The sequence below is a fragment of the Pseudomonas sp. H3_A02 genome (genome assembly GCF_054671965.1).
In genome coordinates, this window is the sequence record NZ_CP162807.1 from 6081319 (window position 1) to 6099516 (window position 18198).

General features: G+C 56.0%; 7 protein-coding genes and 3 pseudogenes. 2 read left to right on the forward strand and 8 right to left on the reverse strand.

Annotated features, from left to right (window positions below):
- Nucleotides 1-41: 41 nt before the first annotated feature.
- Nucleotides 42-203: pseudogene (locus AB4N80_RS26660) on the forward strand (helix-turn-helix domain-containing protein); the annotation flags it as partial.
- Between the two features lie 320 nt (nucleotides 204-523).
- On the opposite strand, the gene AB4N80_RS26665 reads toward AB4N80_RS26660, so the two are convergent.
- The 4 genes and pseudogenes from AB4N80_RS26665 to AB4N80_RS26680 form a co-directional block, all read right to left on the reverse strand.
- Nucleotides 524-886, reverse strand: coding sequence for a hypothetical protein (locus AB4N80_RS26665; protein WP_460079703.1), 363 nt, complete (start codon nucleotides 884-886; stop codon nucleotides 524-526).
- Nucleotides 887-904: 18 nt separating this feature from the next.
- The gene (locus AB4N80_RS26670) at nucleotides 905-1006 is read right to left on the reverse strand and encodes a deaminase domain-containing protein (RefSeq protein WP_460090354.1); all 102 of its coding nucleotides are present in this window, start codon (nucleotides 1004-1006) and stop codon (nucleotides 905-907) included.
- A gap of 182 nt (nucleotides 1007-1188) precedes the next feature.
- On the reverse strand, nucleotides 1189-2352 hold the full coding sequence (locus tag AB4N80_RS26675; protein WP_460079707.1) for an RHS repeat-associated core domain-containing protein: 1164 nt from the start codon (nucleotides 2350-2352) through the stop codon (nucleotides 1189-1191).
- 158 nt (nucleotides 2353-2510) lie between these two features.
- A pseudogene (locus tag AB4N80_RS26680) lies at nucleotides 2511-2735 on the reverse strand (transposase); the annotation flags it as partial.
- A 16-nt stretch (nucleotides 2736-2751) separates the two neighbouring features.
- On the opposite strand from AB4N80_RS26680, the pseudogene AB4N80_RS26685 reads away from it, so the two are divergent.
- Nucleotides 2752-2925, forward strand: a pseudogene (locus AB4N80_RS26685) (IS4 family transposase); the annotation flags it as partial.
- Between the two features lie 7 nt (nucleotides 2926-2932).
- Here AB4N80_RS26685 and AB4N80_RS26690 read toward each other — a convergent pair.
- The 4 genes from AB4N80_RS26690 to AB4N80_RS26705 all read right to left on the reverse strand — a co-directional run bounded on the left by AB4N80_RS26690 (nucleotide 2933) and on the right by AB4N80_RS26705 (nucleotide 18183).
- Nucleotides 2933-3355: a hypothetical protein gene (locus tag AB4N80_RS26690; RefSeq protein WP_460079711.1), complete on the reverse strand. Its 423-nt coding sequence runs from the start codon at nucleotides 3353-3355 to the stop codon at nucleotides 2933-2935.
- Nucleotides 3356-3434: 79 nt separating this feature from the next.
- Nucleotides 3435-4136 carry a transposase gene (locus AB4N80_RS26695; RefSeq protein ID WP_460079716.1) on the reverse strand — a complete coding sequence of 234 codons (702 nt, stop codon included), beginning with the start codon at nucleotides 4134-4136 and terminating at the stop codon, nucleotides 3435-3437.
- Between the two features lie 83 nt (nucleotides 4137-4219).
- Nucleotides 4220-4597 (reverse strand): hypothetical protein, encoded by a 378-nt coding sequence (locus AB4N80_RS26700; RefSeq protein ID WP_460079719.1) that lies wholly within the window; start codon nucleotides 4595-4597, stop codon nucleotides 4220-4222.
- On the reverse strand, nucleotides 4597-18183 hold the full coding sequence (locus AB4N80_RS26705; protein ID WP_460090351.1) for a two-partner secretion domain-containing protein: 13587 nt from the start codon (nucleotides 18181-18183) through the stop codon (nucleotides 4597-4599). Before AB4N80_RS26705 ends, AB4N80_RS26700 begins: the two co-directional genes overlap by 1 nt.
- Nucleotides 18184-18198 lie beyond the last annotated feature (15 nt).

An 18198-nucleotide genomic window follows, 5' to 3' on the forward strand; every position in this document is an offset into this window, starting at 1 on the left:
TTACTTTGGGTCGCCCGTTTTTTACATACGCGGAGAGCAAAATGATTGAGACCTTTACAGAATTTTACCCCGCAGAATATCTCAGCACACCAGAGGCCATTGCGGAGTTCATGAGAGATGCCCGGGAAACCGACGATGCAAGCTACATCGCCAAAACGATGGAGGTATTCGCACGCGCCAAGGGAATGACCGAACTGTCCAAGGGATGAATCACACGAAAGCGGGCTTTCCTACCTGCAACAAATCAACATGCTGGCGAGCAAACCCGCAGATCGGGATCTCTTAGATACAAACAAAATTTTACATCTAAAATCTACACAGATATGTGGTCTACCGCTGAAGAACCGTAGACCAAGGTCAGCCTTTTTCATTTTTTCAGATATATCAGCTAGTTAGCCGTTAAGTAAGTGCCATTCAAATCTGTCCCCTTTTTCCTACCTTTTTCCTAAATTGGGCGACCTCTGAGTCGCCCGTCTCCTATAAAATTGGGTCACATGGCGATACTTAGTGCCCCTGCACATTTTCAGATTTCCGAAACATCAATAACACCAGTATAGCTAGCAACTAAGCGTATATGCTCAAGCATCAGCTTGTCGTCTTCAGCACTACCTAACGCAAACGCAGGCAGCTTAGAGTACGCAGCGCCGAGCTCTTCAAAAACATCATCTGTAAAAGGATCATTCTTAGCAAATATCACTCCACCCTTTATCGCTACGAAAAATAAAGCGGTAAGGGCCTGAACCTTTACTTTATAAGACTTTGAATGCAAAAACGCATCCATCTCATCGTAAGCGTAAGCAAAGGCCTGATAGATTGCCAGACCTTTATTATGAGTAGCTTCACCATACGAAACCTGCGTCTCATACAACATATCGGAATAATTCAAAGGACCTCCAATTCAAACTCAATCACGTGTAAATACATTCAATTGAATATTTGGATAACGCTCCCTAAATTGTAAGACCACCCCTGTACAGCTAGGACAAACTGCTTTTTCAGAAAGCAAGTTTATGCGCCCCGTTGCGCTAGTATTTTGACCAAGTCTCTGGAAAAAGGGGACAAATTTATTTTACAAACCCAAAACTCAGCCCCAGCTCGAAAAATAAATCTGTCCCCTTTCTCACTTCCTCAACCGTGACGTAAAATTAATGAGCTAAATATTGCAGCATAGAAGATAGAGGGCTGCCATTAAGGATTATTGAATTGACTGTAAGTAACAGAGTGGAAGTTCGGATCTGAAAAAATTCTGTTACTACTCAATCTGATTTGTTGTTTTTTTATGACAAGCATCCCCCAACTGTATGTATAACTTCCATCCGCATTGAGCAGAAGGTCAGGGGATTTTCCTAAATATTCTCTTTTGAATGTGGTTGTGCCTGGGGATGTAAATACTTTTCCAACGTAACCTTTCACTGGTTTACCCGTTAGCTGTGCCAGGCGCGCGGCGAAGGAGTTGGAATTTCCATTAGCTGAGAAACAGATTAATAAACGAATTTTATCGGAGTCGAGGAAGTTAACTCCAGCCTTAGTTCCTGCGTCGTATAAATCATCAGGAGATAGAGCTTCGCGCGCCGAGCCGATTCGGTGATAGCCATTCTTCGATGCAGACGGAGACCCATGTGCAAGAATATTAAGTCGTTTAGCCCCCCGATGGAGGTCTTCGAAACTGAAGATATCTTCGTTGATAGGGCGAATATTCTCCATTTTTCCCGGTTGCACCGCTAGCTTTTGAGCGCCAACGTTCATCTTGCTGACAGCACGGGTTCTGGTTATTGTTCGGGTAACTCCCGGCAGAACCTTGAATAGATTCTTGATAGGCTGAGGAGTATGTCCAGTGAGGTCTAGGAAGTTCAAGGGATCTATACTGTATGCATACGCATTCAATCCACCCTCCCCAAACGGACTCCAACTATCCGGGCTGTTAAAGCGCATCAATACCGGGTTAAACGCCCGATAACCATTGCCCAGCAAATAATGCCCGGTCACCGGGTCAGGGCGCTCGCCATTGAATCCCAGTAGGCTAAGCAAGCCATCTTCCGGTGCACGATGGCCGTAAGGTGTGTAAGTGAAGGGATAAAGCTGCACTGCATCGAGTACGTTCAACACCGAACGTTGCTGGTCGGTGGTCAGCAGGGCGATGTTCACGACGTTGCCCTGGCGCTGTTGCTGCGCCAATAGCAGGTCGTCGTGCTGAAACACCGTGCGCTGTACCTGGCCCTGGATTTCTGTGGTCAGGCGGTTTCTCAGATAAAACCGCTGGGTGTTCGCCTGCATCGAGGGCGCGCAGTTGACCAGGCGATCCAGCGCGTCGTAATGATAATGACAGAGCAGGTTTTTGTGGTTCGTTGACATGAAGGTGTGTTCCCTGGAAGGACCGTCGAAGCAGGCCTTCACTCTTGCGCAATTGGCCAACGCTGCCTACTAGCAGAACTGCTAGGAATACTCTGAAATAGCCGGATTTTTAGGCAAAAAGTGGCAAAAAAGCAAAAAGCGGCAAAAAGGGAACAGATTTATTTTGTCGACTCAGCCTTTGCCCTTGGTCGTCCTCGCCCCCGCTGCTCTATTCGTACACCAACAATCCGCTCTACCTCATCCACGAAACGGCTCCCCCCAGTCAACTGACCACGCTGCTGGGCATCGCGAATTAATTTAATCTCATCAACGGGAACAGCTTGGCGTACAAACGCCTCGTAACGATGACGTCGTTCCATCACGGTATCACCCAAAAAAATAAATCTGTCCCCTTTTTTTCAGATGCTGAGTCTGCTTGAGATGATTGCCCAGAAACGTGTTGGAAGGCGTCCTGGCAGGATTGAGCCGCGCGCGATAAAACGAAGACCCAAGCCTTATCCCATGCTGATGAAAACACGTCGATCAGCCAGGGCCGAGGTCAGGAAGAATGGTCACCCGAAGAAGGTTAAGTAAGTGCCATTCAAATCTGTCCCACACTCTCACAAGAGTCCACTGACAGTATGCAAATCACATTTAAAATTTCTGCTGGTAGCTCGGATCTCTTTTTACCACTTTTTGGCTTGGCGACTAACTTATACCCTTCCCCATCAAAATCATGACTAAACAGCCCTTTCTTCGCCATAGAAACAAAAGACTGTAAGTATCTATTCCGTTGAACTTCAGAGCTGAATATCGGGAGATCCTCTTCGACCACCTCAACCTCAAAGCATTCTTCTAACGAATAAAAATACTCATATATCAACTCATACTCAGAAAGGGACTCTCTTATTGACTGCGGAACGCCCCCCTTTCCTCCAGTCGCAAAATGCGCAAGAAACCCATCTTTATACGAAGCAAACCAATCTAAATCATTGACTTCCAAAAACTCATCATCCATTTCCATTATTCCGCTCCAAAAATATTTGTGCAATTCTCGCAACGCGGAACTACGTCTCCTGTTCGAGTAAAAAAAGGGGACAGATTTATTTTTCCAAATCAGTCCTTGGCCGGCCCTGCCCTCGCTGCTCTATTCGTACACCAACAATCCGCTCCACCTCGTCCACAAAACGGCTCGTCCCCGTCAACTGACCTCGCTGCAGAGAATCGCGAATCAATCTGATCTCATCCGCTGGAACGGCTTGGCGTACGAACTCCTCATACCGACGACAACGCTCCGCACTTGTATTACCCAGAGCAACAAAGCATGGATCAGCATTCAGCCAATGGCTGTCTGGCATATCACCTACCCGAATTCGATAGCTCGACCATGGGTAATCCGCAGCATCAGCCACCATACGAGCTCGCACAGGATTCAATTCGATGTAACGGCAACAGGCAAGCAAGTAGGAATCCGACTGCACCACACTGGATTTGTAACGGCTTTCCCATAAAGTGCCTGAACGCCCCTCCAACCGATTGCGGTAGCGCGTCGCACGCGCCGCCAGAGCCTTCATCAACTGCCCCAGTCCAGCGACCGATTCCCCCGGGGCCAGCAACAGATGAACATGATTGGTCATCAGGCAATAGGCGTAGACCTTTACGCCAAATGCATCCTTAAGCTCACGCAGGTCCGTGAGGTAGCGTTGATAATCCTCGGCGACGGCAAACACCACCTGACGGTTATGACCGCGTTGCACGATATGGTGTGGATAATTCGGTATAACAATACGTCCCATCCTGGGCATACTTGATTCTCCTCCATGGAAGCTTTCAGCGTAGCAAAGAATCAAAAAATAAATCTGTCCCCTTTTTTTGTCCCCTTTTTTACTTATCCAGGCAAAAGATATTTTTTCCTAACCTGCTCCATACAATCGATTATTTCTGCCAGCGGCTCCCCTTTAAGTCCAACCTCTGCCAAATCATCGACGCAGCATTTTTCATAAGCTCTAGCCAAACCTTCTAATATATCCTCTGCATAAGGACTTTCTCTAGACAGCTCTACCCCATACTTCATACCCTCCCTAAATATCGCAGTTTGCAGCACTGCAAATAAACCCACATCAGCAGACGTGCAAAGAGAGTCTGTTTCATCTTGAACATATGCAAAGGCTTGCTCTGGCCGAAGACAAATCTGAGATATAGCCTTTTCATAAAGCCTAGAGACTATCGAATAAATCTCCTCCACAGTCAAATCGGACGCCACCATTATTTCTCCACGGTAAATACATTTAATTGAATATTAGGATATCGCTCGCGAAACTGAGTAACAATATCGCTACAACTTGGACAAACCATTTTCTCTGAAATCAAGTTTATACGTCCCGAGGTCTGCGAACTCGGACCTAGGCGCTGAGCTAAAGTCTCCAGAATTTTGAATTCTGTATCCATATCTCGCAGATATCCCTCCGGTGTTCCAACATATTTCGACGTAGCAACTTGAGGCTTCAATATCCAAGAATTCAAATCACCATCAGGCTTCGGCAAAAACTCCTCAACCCTATTATCAAACTGACTATAAGCTTTCATCACCATAGTTTCTGATGACAACGTACCAACATCCACTTCAGCAAATGCCACATTTCCTTCACGAGGTAACCCTGTCCGAATATCACTAACTGCCGACGAAAGCCTATCCCTGATTCCCGGCGCGGTGGAGTTAGATAGGTAGACTAGGCGCTCCCTCTCTGTAATCGTACCAGTCGCTTTTGTACCACCACCTTTTACCAGCTCTTTTTCAGTCGCCTCAACAAGAATCTCATCAAGCTTCTTACCAACCGCCTCTGCCGTCGCCCCTGTCAGCTTTCCTCCAACCTTAGCACCGGTGCCCGCCATCGTAATTGCACTGGCCGTTCGGATGAACAGCAGCGCCTGCTGGGCAGTGGAGACATCCACTCCGTAAATGGCATTGAGCTTGGCAGTCAACTCCGAATCCAGAGCAACCGCAGCCCCCTCTCCAATAGCGTTTCCGCTCTCATGAAAGCTGTCGATTACGCTTTGGGGCAGGCCTTTCACGCCTTCCCAAAGCCCTCCCATGACAGCCTTAGGATTTTCTCTAACAGCATCGTAGAGGTTGATAGCACCGTCCTTGATCGCGATACCCGAGTCCTTGAGCTCCTTGGTAAGGCCTGAACTGAGATCCCGACTGACGCCGCTCTGTACAAAGTTCTTGTAAAACGTCGGATCCGCTGTATCCGCAAACATTTCCGGACGGAAGAGCTGTTGTCCTGAAGCGGTAAACAGGACCTGTTTTTCTCCCAAATCGTTAACGAACGTCTTTCCAGCCCCTGACAAGAACGCCAATGCAGCGCTGTCATCCCCATCACTCAACAGTGCACGCCACAAATAATCGGTGTTCTTCAAAGCCTGCTGACTGAGCCGCTCCATCGCGACTTGCTCGGTTATTCCCTCTTTCTGCGCGAAAACCTTGGCATTTTCCTTGAGCCACTGCTGCTCCTCGTAATGCAGCTGACGGTTGTATTGCGTACCGTTCTGCGCAGCCCATGAACCGGTTTGCAAGTCTGCCGCATTGCCTCCGCCTGCCGCCGCCGCGAGCACCCCGATCAGTTGAGAGTTCATCACCAGAAGCTTTTGCTTCTGCTCGGGCTGCATTCCGTCGTACTGCTTGGCCAGAGTATCAACCAGAGCCTCGTTCAAGCCGGCAGCCAATGCGCCAGTCTTGAAATCACCGCCAGCCACTTCAGCTGCTAACCCCCCCATTACTGCATGCAAACCGATCTTAGCCAGACCGCCTTCTTTTAAATCGAACCCTTTACCGAGGTCCCCAACCAGATTGAATCCCGCCGCAGCAAAAGTGTTCGCCAAACTGCTACGCAGGGCATTATCAAACTGGCTGTCACCACCAAGTGCCCGGTCCAGTAACGTTGATGTACCGTTCTGCAACAGTTGGTTAGCACCGAACCGACCGACTCCCTCCAGGCTCGATAGGCCACCTTGGGCCACTACCTTGCCGGCGTTAGGCAAGGCACCCTCCACCGTAGTGGTGGTGTTGGTCATCTTGTCGAAGATGCTGGTGGTTAATCCTGCTGTAACACCGGACACCACATAACCGCGCAAGGCATCCGAAGAAGTTACATCCTTAAATACGGCGCCCAGGTTGCCACCGTTGTTGATAAAGCTGATGGTGGCGTTGCTCGCAGCGCCCGTTGCGATAGCCGTGAGCGCCACGTTCGCCCAACCGGCAGCCACTGTAGACCCGGCTGCAGCGCCGCCGGCTACTGCCGATGCGGTGGCTGTTCCGGCTGCTGCAAAGGCGGTACCTGAACCAGCAGCTGCGGTGCTCCCAGCCATAGTGCCGATCAGACCGCTGGCGGCACCTGCGGTGAAGTACACCACGAGGATCGCAATGATCATCTGCACAGCCGGCCCCATTCCGGAGTGGCTGTACTTATAGGAGTCATGAACTTCCTTGACCTGCCGCCAATCCACGTCACCGCGTTTCTCAGCTTCCGCCAACCAGGCCAGTTGCGGGTCTGCGTCGACCATTGCCTTGATCGACTGGTGGACGGTGTCTTGGTTGACCTGTTTGAGATCAATGTTCAACCCATCAACAGCTTTGATCGTGATGGCACCGGCAGCGACCATCTGTGTCTGACGCAGAGTTTCGTCGGTGTGACCTTTGCCCGACATCGAACTCCAGGCCATGCTGCTTTTGCTTTTTGAATGGTCTTCTTTATGCAGATCCTTCACACCTTCGAAGGTAATCGAGCCACCACTTTGTATCGTCAGGTCATTGCCACTGTTCAGCTTGGCTACCTGATAATGCTGATCCTCACCGGAAACCAGTGTCAGATCGCCCCCAGTGGTGATCTCACTCCCCACATGAGTCACCTTGGTCAGCTCATCACGCCGACTCTGTTTTTTCCCCCAACTGCCCTTCTTCTTTTTCTCATACAGCGAATAGTCGCTGTCCTGTGCGGCCAGAAGTGCCAGGTTTTCTCCAGCCACCAGATAAGCTTCGCCACCGGCGTTGATACGGCTGGAGATAAGCGCCATATCTTTTCCAGCATCCAACTTCACGTCACCACCAGCACTGATAGCACTGCCGATCTGTTTGACGTGGTCCTCTTGGGTCGTAACTTTTTTCGACTTGTAGTAAGAGTGGGTTTCGTTAGCGCCAGAAGAGATTGTCATGTTCTCGTCGGCGACCAAGGCTACGTTGCGGTCGGCACTGATCTGGCTCGCGATGGCGTTGAAGTCTCGACCGGCATTCACAACGATGTCGCGCCCCGCATCCACCTCCGAACCCAGTTGGGTGATCGAACTTCTGCGGGTACCACCGGTGTTGGAGGTCTGTTGCTGCGCAGAGACGATATTCACATCCCGTCCTGCATCGATTTGCGTATCGCGGCCGCTGACCATGACGCTGCCAACGCTGTTGACGTCTCTACCGACGCCCATGGTCAGGTCGTTAGCCGCCTCGATACGCGAGGCGTTATCCGCGTAGTCCTGCCGCTGCGTGTAGCCCTTGTTGCTTATACTTGCGGTGGTCAACGTGCGCTCGTTGATTATGTCGCCAACGATCGCATTCATGCTGATGTCACGCCCGGCGATGATGCCGCCGGATTTATTGACGATGTCGTTGCCGGCCAACAGGTCGAGACGGTTGCCGGCTTCAATCAACCCGCTGTTGGTCAGGTTCTCGCCAGCGGATGCGGAGAGGTTTTTCGTAGCCCGAAGCGTGCCGGCGTTTTCCAGATCCTTGCCGGCAATCAACGTAACGTTCTGACCAGCAATCAGCGCACCATTAGGTGCCAGACGATTATTGGCCTGGGCCATATACAGCACCGGCACCAGCACCTTTTCGCCGTTCACTTCGTGCTCTTCGAGCCAGACGATGTCGTGGGTCAGGGCGGCGACTTGTTGGGCGGTGAGGGTGACGCCTACCGACAGGTTGAGGGCGTCCTTGCTGGCGATGGCGTTGTTCATCAGGTACGTGAACATCGCCTCGTCGGAGGTCTGGCCGTCGATGAAGCGTTGGCCGGTGCGGGCGACGACGGCCTGTTGGATCAGACGCTGTTCGAACAGGCCGTCACCCAACCGCTTGGCGCTGGTGTCCGCGTCGTAGCCGAGTTTTGTCAGCAGATAATCCGAACTTGTGAATGACTTAAGGTCGGTGAGAATCGGGTTGGTCTCGATCAGGTATTTTTGCGGTTTGGAAGCCACGGTTGTGCTGGGTAGCCCGGTGACCCGCGCCACCGTTTGACCGGTGACAGGCACTGGCGCGCTTACCGAGGCGTCGGTTGGGCGACTGACACCGATTGGCGGAGTACCCGAAGTGTCCAGCGCAATGTCGGTGCCACGGGTGATGGTGCCATCGAGGCTATGCCCTGGCGGTTGCGGCGTGCCTGTGGATGAGTCCGTTGGGGCGCTGACCTGAATGGCGGACGCGCCGGCGGTGACGCCGCCGCTGTCACGATTCAACAACTGCACCTGTCGTTCGGCGGCGGAAACCTGGGTGACATCGGCGATCTCGATGTCGCGCACATTGGTGATCGGCGCGGCGGTGGATCTATTCGATGCGCTCACGCTGGCGCCGCCGATTGTCCAGTTCTGCGACACGACCGGGGTCTGGGAGGCTGACGCGTCGCTGGCGCCCTGCCCGCTCAGCCGGAACAGGCCGTTTTGCCCGGTGGGGAGGCTGAAGCCGGGGAGTGTCAGGGGGTTTATTTGTTGTTGGGCCAGGTCCGGTGGGAGTTGGCTGTTCAGGGTCACGACCGTGGTTTTGCCTGATCCTGCGGCGGCGGTTGTGGTGTTGCGGGACGACGTTGTGATGCCGGTGGAGAATGGGCGCTCCACGCCGTTGGTGATTTTGTTTGTTGCGGTAATGGAGACGTTGCCGCCGGCTTGGATGATGGCAGGGGCGAAATTATCGGATGCGGTCGAGGAAAAAACCTCCTGCTTAAATGGAGCAAGTCTTTTTATAAAATCTGGTAACTCGGTCCGAATGCCCGCCGAATACTTAGAATCATTAAAAACTACTACTCTCGTTCCTCCACCGCTATAGCTATCAACCATGTTAACCACAGGCCCAACAATCTGGTAATACTCCCTATCTACAGGCTTGTTAGCGGTCGTAAAATTGCGTGACAGAACAAAGCTTTCATCCCCCGCCGCATTCCAAAAACGAATATCCTTATTGTAGCCAGAGTCATTGTAGATGTTATAGTCCACAACCCTCTGCAACTCATCCCCATTCTGGTTATTACTATAACTTATATATTGATAACTCGTATAATCCCCCAAAGCCGTGCCGGAGTTTTCAAAATTATCGACGGCTATAGCAATATCACCTCCAGCTGCAGTAGTTGAGTTCGAATTACGAAATGACGCACCATCGATAGCTAGATTTCTTCCAGCGCTCAACGAAGCCGCCTCCGAGGTAGAGTCCCCAGATATCAAGACACGATACTGCTGCTTATAGACTAGGTAGTAGGGTATCTGTTCGTATCCATATTGAGGAAGCGAATCACAACTATTGCAACGAAAGCCCAACGCCGACGAATACAACTCCGCCTCAGTCTTAAAATCCCCCCGCTTATTAATAATCGAATCCGCATTAATGGAAAAATCCCGCCCACTCTCCATGGTGCCCGAATCATTCTCCAGCAACGCCGCGCGTCCCCCCAGGTCATTGCGCGCTACATCAATATTCCCTAATGCATAAACATCCGACTTACGGTTGGTAAAACTCCCCACCCGCAACTTCATATCCCCACCGCTGAACAAAAACCCACCCTGGTCGTTCAACAAGGTCGAAGCCGTCAGTTTCAATCCATCCGCACCGGCAACCGTCCCATAGTTATTAACGGTACCCGCATTGATATTCAGCGCACCCGCCGACGTCAGCCGCCCATAGTTGCTCAGGCTACTCAGGCCGCCACGCCCACCGATCGTCGTGGTCCCGCCACCGGTGATACTCGCCACGCTACTCAAGTCGATCGCAGCGGCGTCTACCGTCATGTCGCCCAGGCTGGTGACCCGACCATTGCCGCTATACCGCCCAGTCAACTGCAAGCCCAGGCCACCATCACTGGCGATCAACCCGTTGTTGACCCAATTCCCACCCTTGCCTTCCAGTTGCGTCGAAGCCAGTAATTGTCCGGTCGCGGTCTGGGTGAAGTTGTTGACGTCGACCGTCAGCCGTCCGGCCTGGATGGCGCTGGTGTTGGTCCAGGTATCGGCTTTGAGCGTCAGGCCGCCACGGGTGACGATGTCGCCGCCGGCGCCGGTGACATTGGCCAGGGAGATGTCGAACGCGCCGTCGCCCAGATGTAGTAATTGGCCGCTGCTGTTGAGGAAGCTGTTGGCAGCCATGGTCAGGTTGGTGTTGGCGCTTTCCAGCTTGCCGTTACGGTTGTCGAAGAGGCTGCCAATCTGGAAATCGGTTTTGCCAGCGCCCCCTAGGGCACGCAACTGGCCGGTCTGGTTATCGACGCTGGCGGCGCTGACCACCAAGGTGCTGTCGCTTTCCAGAATGCCGCCACGGTTGGTCAGGGTGCCGTCCAGATCCAAATGGATGGCATTGCCGGCGATCTGGCCGGCGGTGTTGTCCAGGCTGGCACCGGTGCCGGCGACCTTGATCAGCCCAGAGGCGTAGAGACCGCCATTGCGGTTGTTGAAGCTGGCGGTGTCGATGACGACATCGCCGGCCTGCGCGGCGATTCGACCACCGTTGTTGTTCAGCCCGGCCAAGGCGCGCAGGTCCAGGCGTTGGCCTTGAATCACGCCGCCCTTGTTGTTCACATCGAAGCCGTTACGCAGCACGCCCACGGTGTGCGCTTCAAGGGCGCCCTTGAGGCTGGCGAGGGTGCCGCCACGGTTGTCGATGTTGGCCGCGGTCAGGTTGACATCGCCGGTTTGGGCGATAAGTTTGCCGCCCTGGTTGTCCAGGCCTGCGCGCAGTTCAAGACTCAGGCCGGTCTGGCCTTGCATCTCGCCCTGGCCGTTGGCAAGGCTCGCGGCATTGAGTGCAACGTCGGCCGTCTGGCTGTAGATCAGGCCGTTGGTGTGGTTCTGCACGGCTCCAGAGGCAGTGATCGTCAGGGCATTTTTCGCGGCGACAGTGCCGGTATTGCTGTTGTCCAGGCCATCGGTGAGCAAGGTCAACAAGCCCTGGCTCGCGATCTGGCCGCCCTGGTTATTGATCTGCGTGGCGCGTTCGATCCGCAATGGGCCAACACTGGCGACTTTGCCATTGGTGTTGACCAGGGCGCCGAGCAGGTCCAGGGTCACGGCGGCGTTGCCGATCAGGTTGCCGCCGCGGTTGTCCAGCGTGGTGCCGGTAAAGCTCAACGTTTTTTGCGCGTTGACAGTACCGCCGGCGTTGCCCAGGGTCATGGCGTTCATGACCAGAATGGCGCTGCTGTCGATCAGGCCGCCTTGGGCGTTGTTCAGCAGACCGCCGGTGACGGTCAGGGTCTGGTCGCCGCCGCTGGACAGAATCCCGCCGCTGCTGTTGTCCAGGCTTGCGGCGCTGACGGTGAGCTTTTTCTGGCCGACCAGCGCACCGGCAGTACTGTTGAGCAGTGCTCCGCTGAGGGTGACGCCGACGTCGCCATTGCGACTGGAGAGCGTGCCGTTGTTGCGGTTATCAAGACTGGAACCGTTGACCTGCAGCCCCTGCCAGCCAGAGATCAAGCCGTTCTGGTTGATCAGGCTGGTACCGTTCAGGCTAAGCAGGTTGCTGCTGATCAGCTTGCCGCCCGTGTTATCGAGGGTGCGTCCGGCCAGGGTGAAGCTCTGGCTGCTGGACACTTCACCGCCCTGGTTATTCAGGTCGCGCAGGCCGTTGAGGGTCAACGGACCTTTAGCGGTGATCAAGCCATTGCGATTGTTCAGATCATGGCCGCCCAGGTTCAGCGTGACGGCTTTATCGCCCAACAGGCGCCCGCCGTTTTGCGTCAGCGCCGCCAGGGTCAGGTTTATATCGCCCTTGGCCGACACTTCGCCGCCATTGCTGGAGTCCAGGAAGTCGGCCTCGAGGGTGACGTCACCTTGGGCATTGATCAGGCCACTGGCGCTGTTGTTCAGCGCCATGGCATTGAGGAGCAAGGCACCACCCGCCAGCACACTGCCGCCCTGGTTGTTCAGATCGCCGCTGTTGAGCGTGAGCAATTGCGCGGCGCTGATCAGGCCTTGGGCTTGGTTATCCAGTTGCTGATCGACCGTCAGGACCAGATTGCTACGGCTGGTGAGCGTGCCGCCATTGTTGTTCAGGCTTTGGGCGTGGGCATCGACGCTGGCTGCGCCGATCAGGCCTTTGACGTTGTTCAGCGCCTGGGCGATGCGCAGGGTCAGGCCCTGGTTGCTGAGCAGCCGGCCGCCATCGTTGTTGAGATTTTTAGCTGCCAGGGTGAGGGCTTGGGCGCTGGAGATTTCGCCGCCCTGGTTGTTCACGCCGTTGAGGTTTCTCAGCAGCAACAAGCCGGGGGCGTTGATCAAGCCGCTCTGGTTGTTGAGCTGGCCGTTGTTCATGTCCAGGCTTAGCGTGGCGTTGCTGAACAGCTTGCCGCCCTGCTGGTCCAGACCGGAAACCGATGCCGTCAGCGCACCTTGACTGCCGATGCTCCCGCCATCCTGGTTGGTGACCTGGTCAGCCACGAGGTTTAGCGTGCTACCACTGTTGAGCCGGCCCTTCTGGCTGTTGTCGAAGGCACCGGTGGAGACGCTCACCGCGCCTTTAGCGCTGATGTTGCCCTGCTGACGATTGTCCAGTGTCGCGCTGGTGAGCAGCAATGCGCCGTCGGTGACCAGTTCGCCGCCCTGGTTGTCGAGACGCCCCAGGCTGTGCACAGTCAGGTCCGCCGCGCTGGACAGGCTGCCGCCGGTGTTGGTCAGGTTGGCGGCGCTGACATTCAACGTGCCTTCGCTGCTGAGTTGGCCCTGGGTATTGAGCAGGTCACGGCTCAGGTTGATACGTTGATTCTGCTGGCTGATCAGGTAGCCGCCGCTGTTATCGAAGAAGCCGCCGGCCAGCTCTAACTCGGTCTTGGCACTGAGCAGGCCTTTGGTGCGGTTGAGCAGCTTATCCACGGTCAGTTTCAGCGCTTGCCCGGCGAACACCTGGCCGCCGTCGCTGTTGTCGAGGTTCTGGCTGACCAGCGTGACGTCCGCGTTGCCCGAGAGTTCACCGCCTCGGTTGTCGAGACCGTCAACGTCAAGATCCAGCGCTTTTGTCGCGCCGATCAAACCGGCCTGACGGTTGTCGAGGCTGGCGGCCTTTAGCGTCAGGGCGTCGGTGCTGATCAGCGTGCCCTGGCGGTTATCGAAGCTGTCGAGGGAGACATCGAGCCCGGCCTTGCCGGCGATATTCCCGGCACGGTTGTCCAGGCGATCGGCAACCAGCAGCAGCGCACCGTCGGCAATCAACGAACCGCGCTGGTTGTCGAACACGGTTGCAACATTCAAGTCGAGGCGGTCACGACTGCTGATCAGGCCATCGCGGTTGTCCAGGCTGTCGCTGCGACTGTCCATGGACTTTGCAGAGATCACGCCGCGGGCATTGTTGAGCACCTGGGCGGTTCTCAGTATCAGGCCTTGGCTGCTCAGCAATTTACCGCCGCTGTTATCGAGGTTGTGCGTGGTCAGCGTGAAGGCTTGCTGGCTGGAGATTTCCCCGCCCTGGTTGTTGACGTCCTTGAGGTTGCTCAGCAGCAACGCACCCGTGGCGTTAATCAGGCCGCCCTGGTTGTTCAACTGGCCGTGGTTCAGGTCCAGGCTCAGGCGGGTGTTGCTGAATAATTCACCTTGCTGTTGATCCAGCCCGGTGACCGACGCGGTCAGGGCTTGGCCGCTGGCAATACGGCCTGCGGCGTTGTTCACCTGCGTGGCGTTGAGCGTGAGCGTAGTGCCCGAGGTCAGGCGCCCGCCCTGGCTGTTGTTGAGGACACCAGTGGTGACTTGGGTCGCGTCTTTGCCCGAGACCAGGCCTTTTTGGCTGTTATCCAGGCTGGCGCTTTCGAGGGTCAGCCCGGCGTCGGTGCTGATGGAGCCCCCCTGGTTGATCAACGCGCCAGCACTGATGATCGACAACAGAGCGGCGCTGCTCAGGCTGCCCGCGGTGTTATCGAGACTGCCAGCGTCGACACGCAACTCGCCTTCGCTGCTGATCAACCCTTTGTGGTTCAACAGGGCGTTATCGAGGGTGATCACCAAGCCGTTGAGGCTGTTGAGCACGCCTTCGCTATTGTCCAGCGTGGTGCCGCTCAGGCTCATGTGGCCTTGGGCGTGGAGCAGTCCTTTGCTCTGGTTGATCAGCTCAGCAACTTTCACTTCCAGGTCAGTGCCGGCGATGAGTTTACCGCCCTCGCTGTTGTCCAGGCGCTGGCCGCCCACCTTAAGGCCAAGACCTGCGGAGAGTTCGCCTGCGCGGTTATCGATCTGCCCGACCTGCAGATCCAGCGCTTTTGTGGTGCCGACCAAACCGCCGTTGCGGTTATCGAGCGTCTTGCCGGTCAGGCTCAAATTGCCTTGGGCCACCAGCGCACCGCCCTGTTGTTGCAGGGTATCGATAACGGCGGTGAGGTCGGTTTGGCTGGAGATACGACCGAGGCCGTTCTGCACTTCAGCGGCCTTCAACATCAACGGACCTACGCTGGTCAGCAGACCCGCACTGTTGTCCAGGCGCGAGCCTTCAAAGGTGACGCTGCTTTTGCCGGTGATGACGCCGTTGTCACGGTTATCCAGTTGATCGACCGTCAATTGCAGTGCCTTGTCGGCACGGATGCTCCCGCCACGGTTGTCGAGCGAATTGCTGCGCAAGGTCAGCAGGTCGTTGCCGGCCAAGCGGCCACCGCGGTTATCGAGATGGCCGGTTTGCAGGTCAATCGCACCTTTGGCAAGCACTTCACCCTGGTTCTGATTGTCCAGCAGACCGCTGATGCGAGTGGTCAGGCTGCCATCGCTGATCAACTGGCCGCCGTTGCTGTTGTCCAGGCTGGCCGCCTTGATAGCCACAACCTTGCCCGAACCGAGCACGCCATTGCGGTTGTCCAGCGCGCCACCAAGATCGATGCTCAAGGCGCTGTCGCCCAGTACCTGGCCGTTGCTGTTATTCAGGGCCATCGCGTTGAGCTGGGTCAGGCCCGCGCTGGAGATTTCGCCGTCAAGGTTGGTCAACGTGCCCTCGACGTTTACGCTCAGGTCTGCATCGCTGCCCAGATTGCCGCCACTGTTGTCCAGGCTGGCAGCACGCGCGTTAAGGCCGTTGGCCGAGATCAGGCCTTTGGCGTTATTCAAGGCCTGGGCAACGACCAGATCGAGACGCTGCTGGCTGACGATCGAACCGGCGCGGTTGTCCAGGCTCGTGGCATTCAGGCTGAACGCCTGGTCGCTAGAGATTTCGCCGTCGCGGTTGTTCACCGCCGCCAAGTTCTTCAACAACAGACTGCCCGGGGCGTTGATCAGCCCGCCCTGGTTATTCAACTGCCCATGGTTGAGGTCGAGGGACAGGCTGGTGTTGCTGAATAATTGGCCGTTCTGTTGATCGAGACCGGTGACACTGGCGTCCAGGGCTTTTGCGCTGGCGATACGGCCGGCGGCGTTATTCACCTGGCCGGCCTTCAATAGCAGCGTGTCACTGCTGATCACGTTGCCGCCGACGTTGCTCAGGGCGCCCGTGCTGTCGACGCTCAACGCACCGATGCTGGAGATCTGGCCGCCGTCGTTATTCATCTCGGCTGCCTTGAGGTTGGCGGTGGTGTCGCTTTTCACGCTGCCCTGGGCGTTGAGCAGTGGCCCGCTCAGGTCCAGATTCAGCCCTTGCTGTGCATAAAGCGCTCCCTGGCGGTTATCCAGTTGTTGCGCGTCGATTGCCAAGGCTGCCCGAGTAGAGATCAATCCCTTGGTCTGGTTGGTCAGGCGTTCAAGGGTCAGGCGCAGGTCGCCATAGGCAATCAGCTTGCCGCTATCGCTGTTGTCCAGTTCGGTGCCGACCAGGGCCAGCACGCCCTGGCTCGACACTTCGCCGCCGCGGTTATCCAGCGTGCCGACGTTGAGGTTGGCTGCCTGGGTGGTGGTAACGACACCGCCCTGGCGGTTATCCAGACTCGCCGCGTTGAGGGTCAACAGGCCCGCCGATGACAACAACCCGGCCTGATTGAGCAACTGGGCAGAAATGCTGACGGTGAGCGCACCGTCACTGAGCAATCGGCCTGCCGTATTGTCCAGTGACGCCGCCGTCAACTGAACGCTTTTGCTTGCAGAGAGACGCCCGCTCCGATTGTTCACCTGGCCGCTGGCGTTGATGTCGAGCATCTGCCCCGCCGCCACCAGCCCCGCCACGTTATCCAGCGAGGCAACGCGCAACGTGACGTTGCTCAAGCTGTTGAGTTCACCGCTGCTGTTGTTCAACTGCCCGACGTTGGCCGTCAGGGTGCCGTTGCTGCTGACAAGGCCTTGGGCGTTGATGAGCTTATCGGCGGTGATGTTCAGGGTGTTGCTGCTCAGCACCCTGCCCTTGTTTTGATTGTCCAGGGTCCCGGCCTTGATCGTCGTGGTTTGCCCGGCACTCAAGGTTCCGCCTTGGTTGTTCAGGGTCTGCGTGACGTTGGCCGTCAGGTTGCGGCTGGCGACGATGCTTTTGCCGTTATTGTTCAGGCTCTGCGCCGTAACGCTCACATCCCCCGTCGCATTGCGGGTGTTATCCGCATTGACCCCGGCTTCGATGATGCCGTTGTTGCTCAGTTGCCCACCCGCATTCAGCGTGATGCTGTCCCGCGCCGCGAGGGTTTGCTGGTTGCTCAAGTTGCCCTGGGTCTGGGCGTTCAGGGTGGTGCCGGCATAGACCGCCCCGCGAGCATCGAGGCTGGCGGCCTTGACGTTGATGGCGCCGCTGGCCGAGGTCTCGGCCAGGCTCAGGCGGCCGTTGGCATCGAGCTGGATGTCGCCGCCGCTGGCGATCAGTTTGCCGTCCAGCTTCACCCCAACCCCGGCTTCGGTGCCCACCAGTTTGATCGCGCCGGCGTACATACCCCCCAATGCCGAAGAGTCGATGGCCAGTTCAGGCTTGGCGCTGCCGTCATCGGCGCGGGCGGTGGCGTCGAGGGTATTGGCGTTAACGTCGTTGCGCCCGGCGACGATGGTCAGGTTCTTGGCCTGGATCTCGGCGTTGATCCTGGCGCTGCGGGTGATGATTTCGAAGCGGTCGACGTTGTTGGCGTTCAGACCCGCGCCTTCAATCGAGACGCTGCCCTGGTCCACCTGATAGCGACCCACCTGGCCGTTTTCAATGATCGGCTTGCCCGTGGTCAAGGTTGCCCTGGGCGTGTTGATGAAGCCACAGCCATTACACGTGATGCCGTAGGGGTTGGCGACGATGACGTGGGCCGACTGTCCCGCCACTTCGGTGTAACCACGCAACTGGCTGGGGTTGCCGCCGTTGACTTCGTTGAGAATGACTTTGGCGGCCGTACCGTTGAGGTTCGGGTTGCCGAGGATTATCCCGCCCAGTTGCGTGGACTGGGTGCGGGACGTGGCGTTGTTGAGGATCACGCCGTTACTGCCGACGTTGTAGTCGGTGAACTGGTTATGGGACAGGCCACTGCCGTTGGGCTTGGCGATGTTGACGATGGGCACGCCGTTGCCCGCCCGGTCCAGGCCGGTACCCGGCGCGCTGACCACGATACCCTCGGCCTGGGCCCACAGCGGTTGCCAGAACATGACGTTGGCCAACAGGAACGCCAGGCCGCGCTTTGGCATGCCCCAGAACTGCTCGCGGGGTTGCAGGGCAGCGGAGGGTTGGCGGGCCAGGAAAGTGTATTGGCGATCGTCCATGTTCAGGTCTCGTTG

Bases quoted from the DNA above. Each gene is read 5' to 3' on its own strand.
- AB4N80_RS26675 (WP_460079707.1), bottom strand. From the start codon at position 2,352: ATGTCAACGAACCACAAAAACCTGCTCTGTCATTATCATTACGACGCG.
- AB4N80_RS26690 (WP_460079711.1), bottom strand. From the start codon at position 3,355: ATGGAAATGGATGATGAGTTTTTGGAAGTCAATGATTTAGATTGGTTT.
- AB4N80_RS26695 (WP_460079716.1), bottom strand. From the start codon at position 4,136: ATGCCCAGGATGGGACGTATTGTTATACCGAATTATCCACACCATATC.
- AB4N80_RS26700 (WP_460079719.1), bottom strand. From the start codon at position 4,597: ATGGTGGCGTCCGATTTGACTGTGGAGGAGATTTATTCGATAGTCTCT.
- AB4N80_RS26705 (WP_460090351.1), bottom strand. From the start codon at position 18,183: ATGGACGATCGCCAATACACTTTCCTGGCCCGCCAACCCTCCGCTGCC.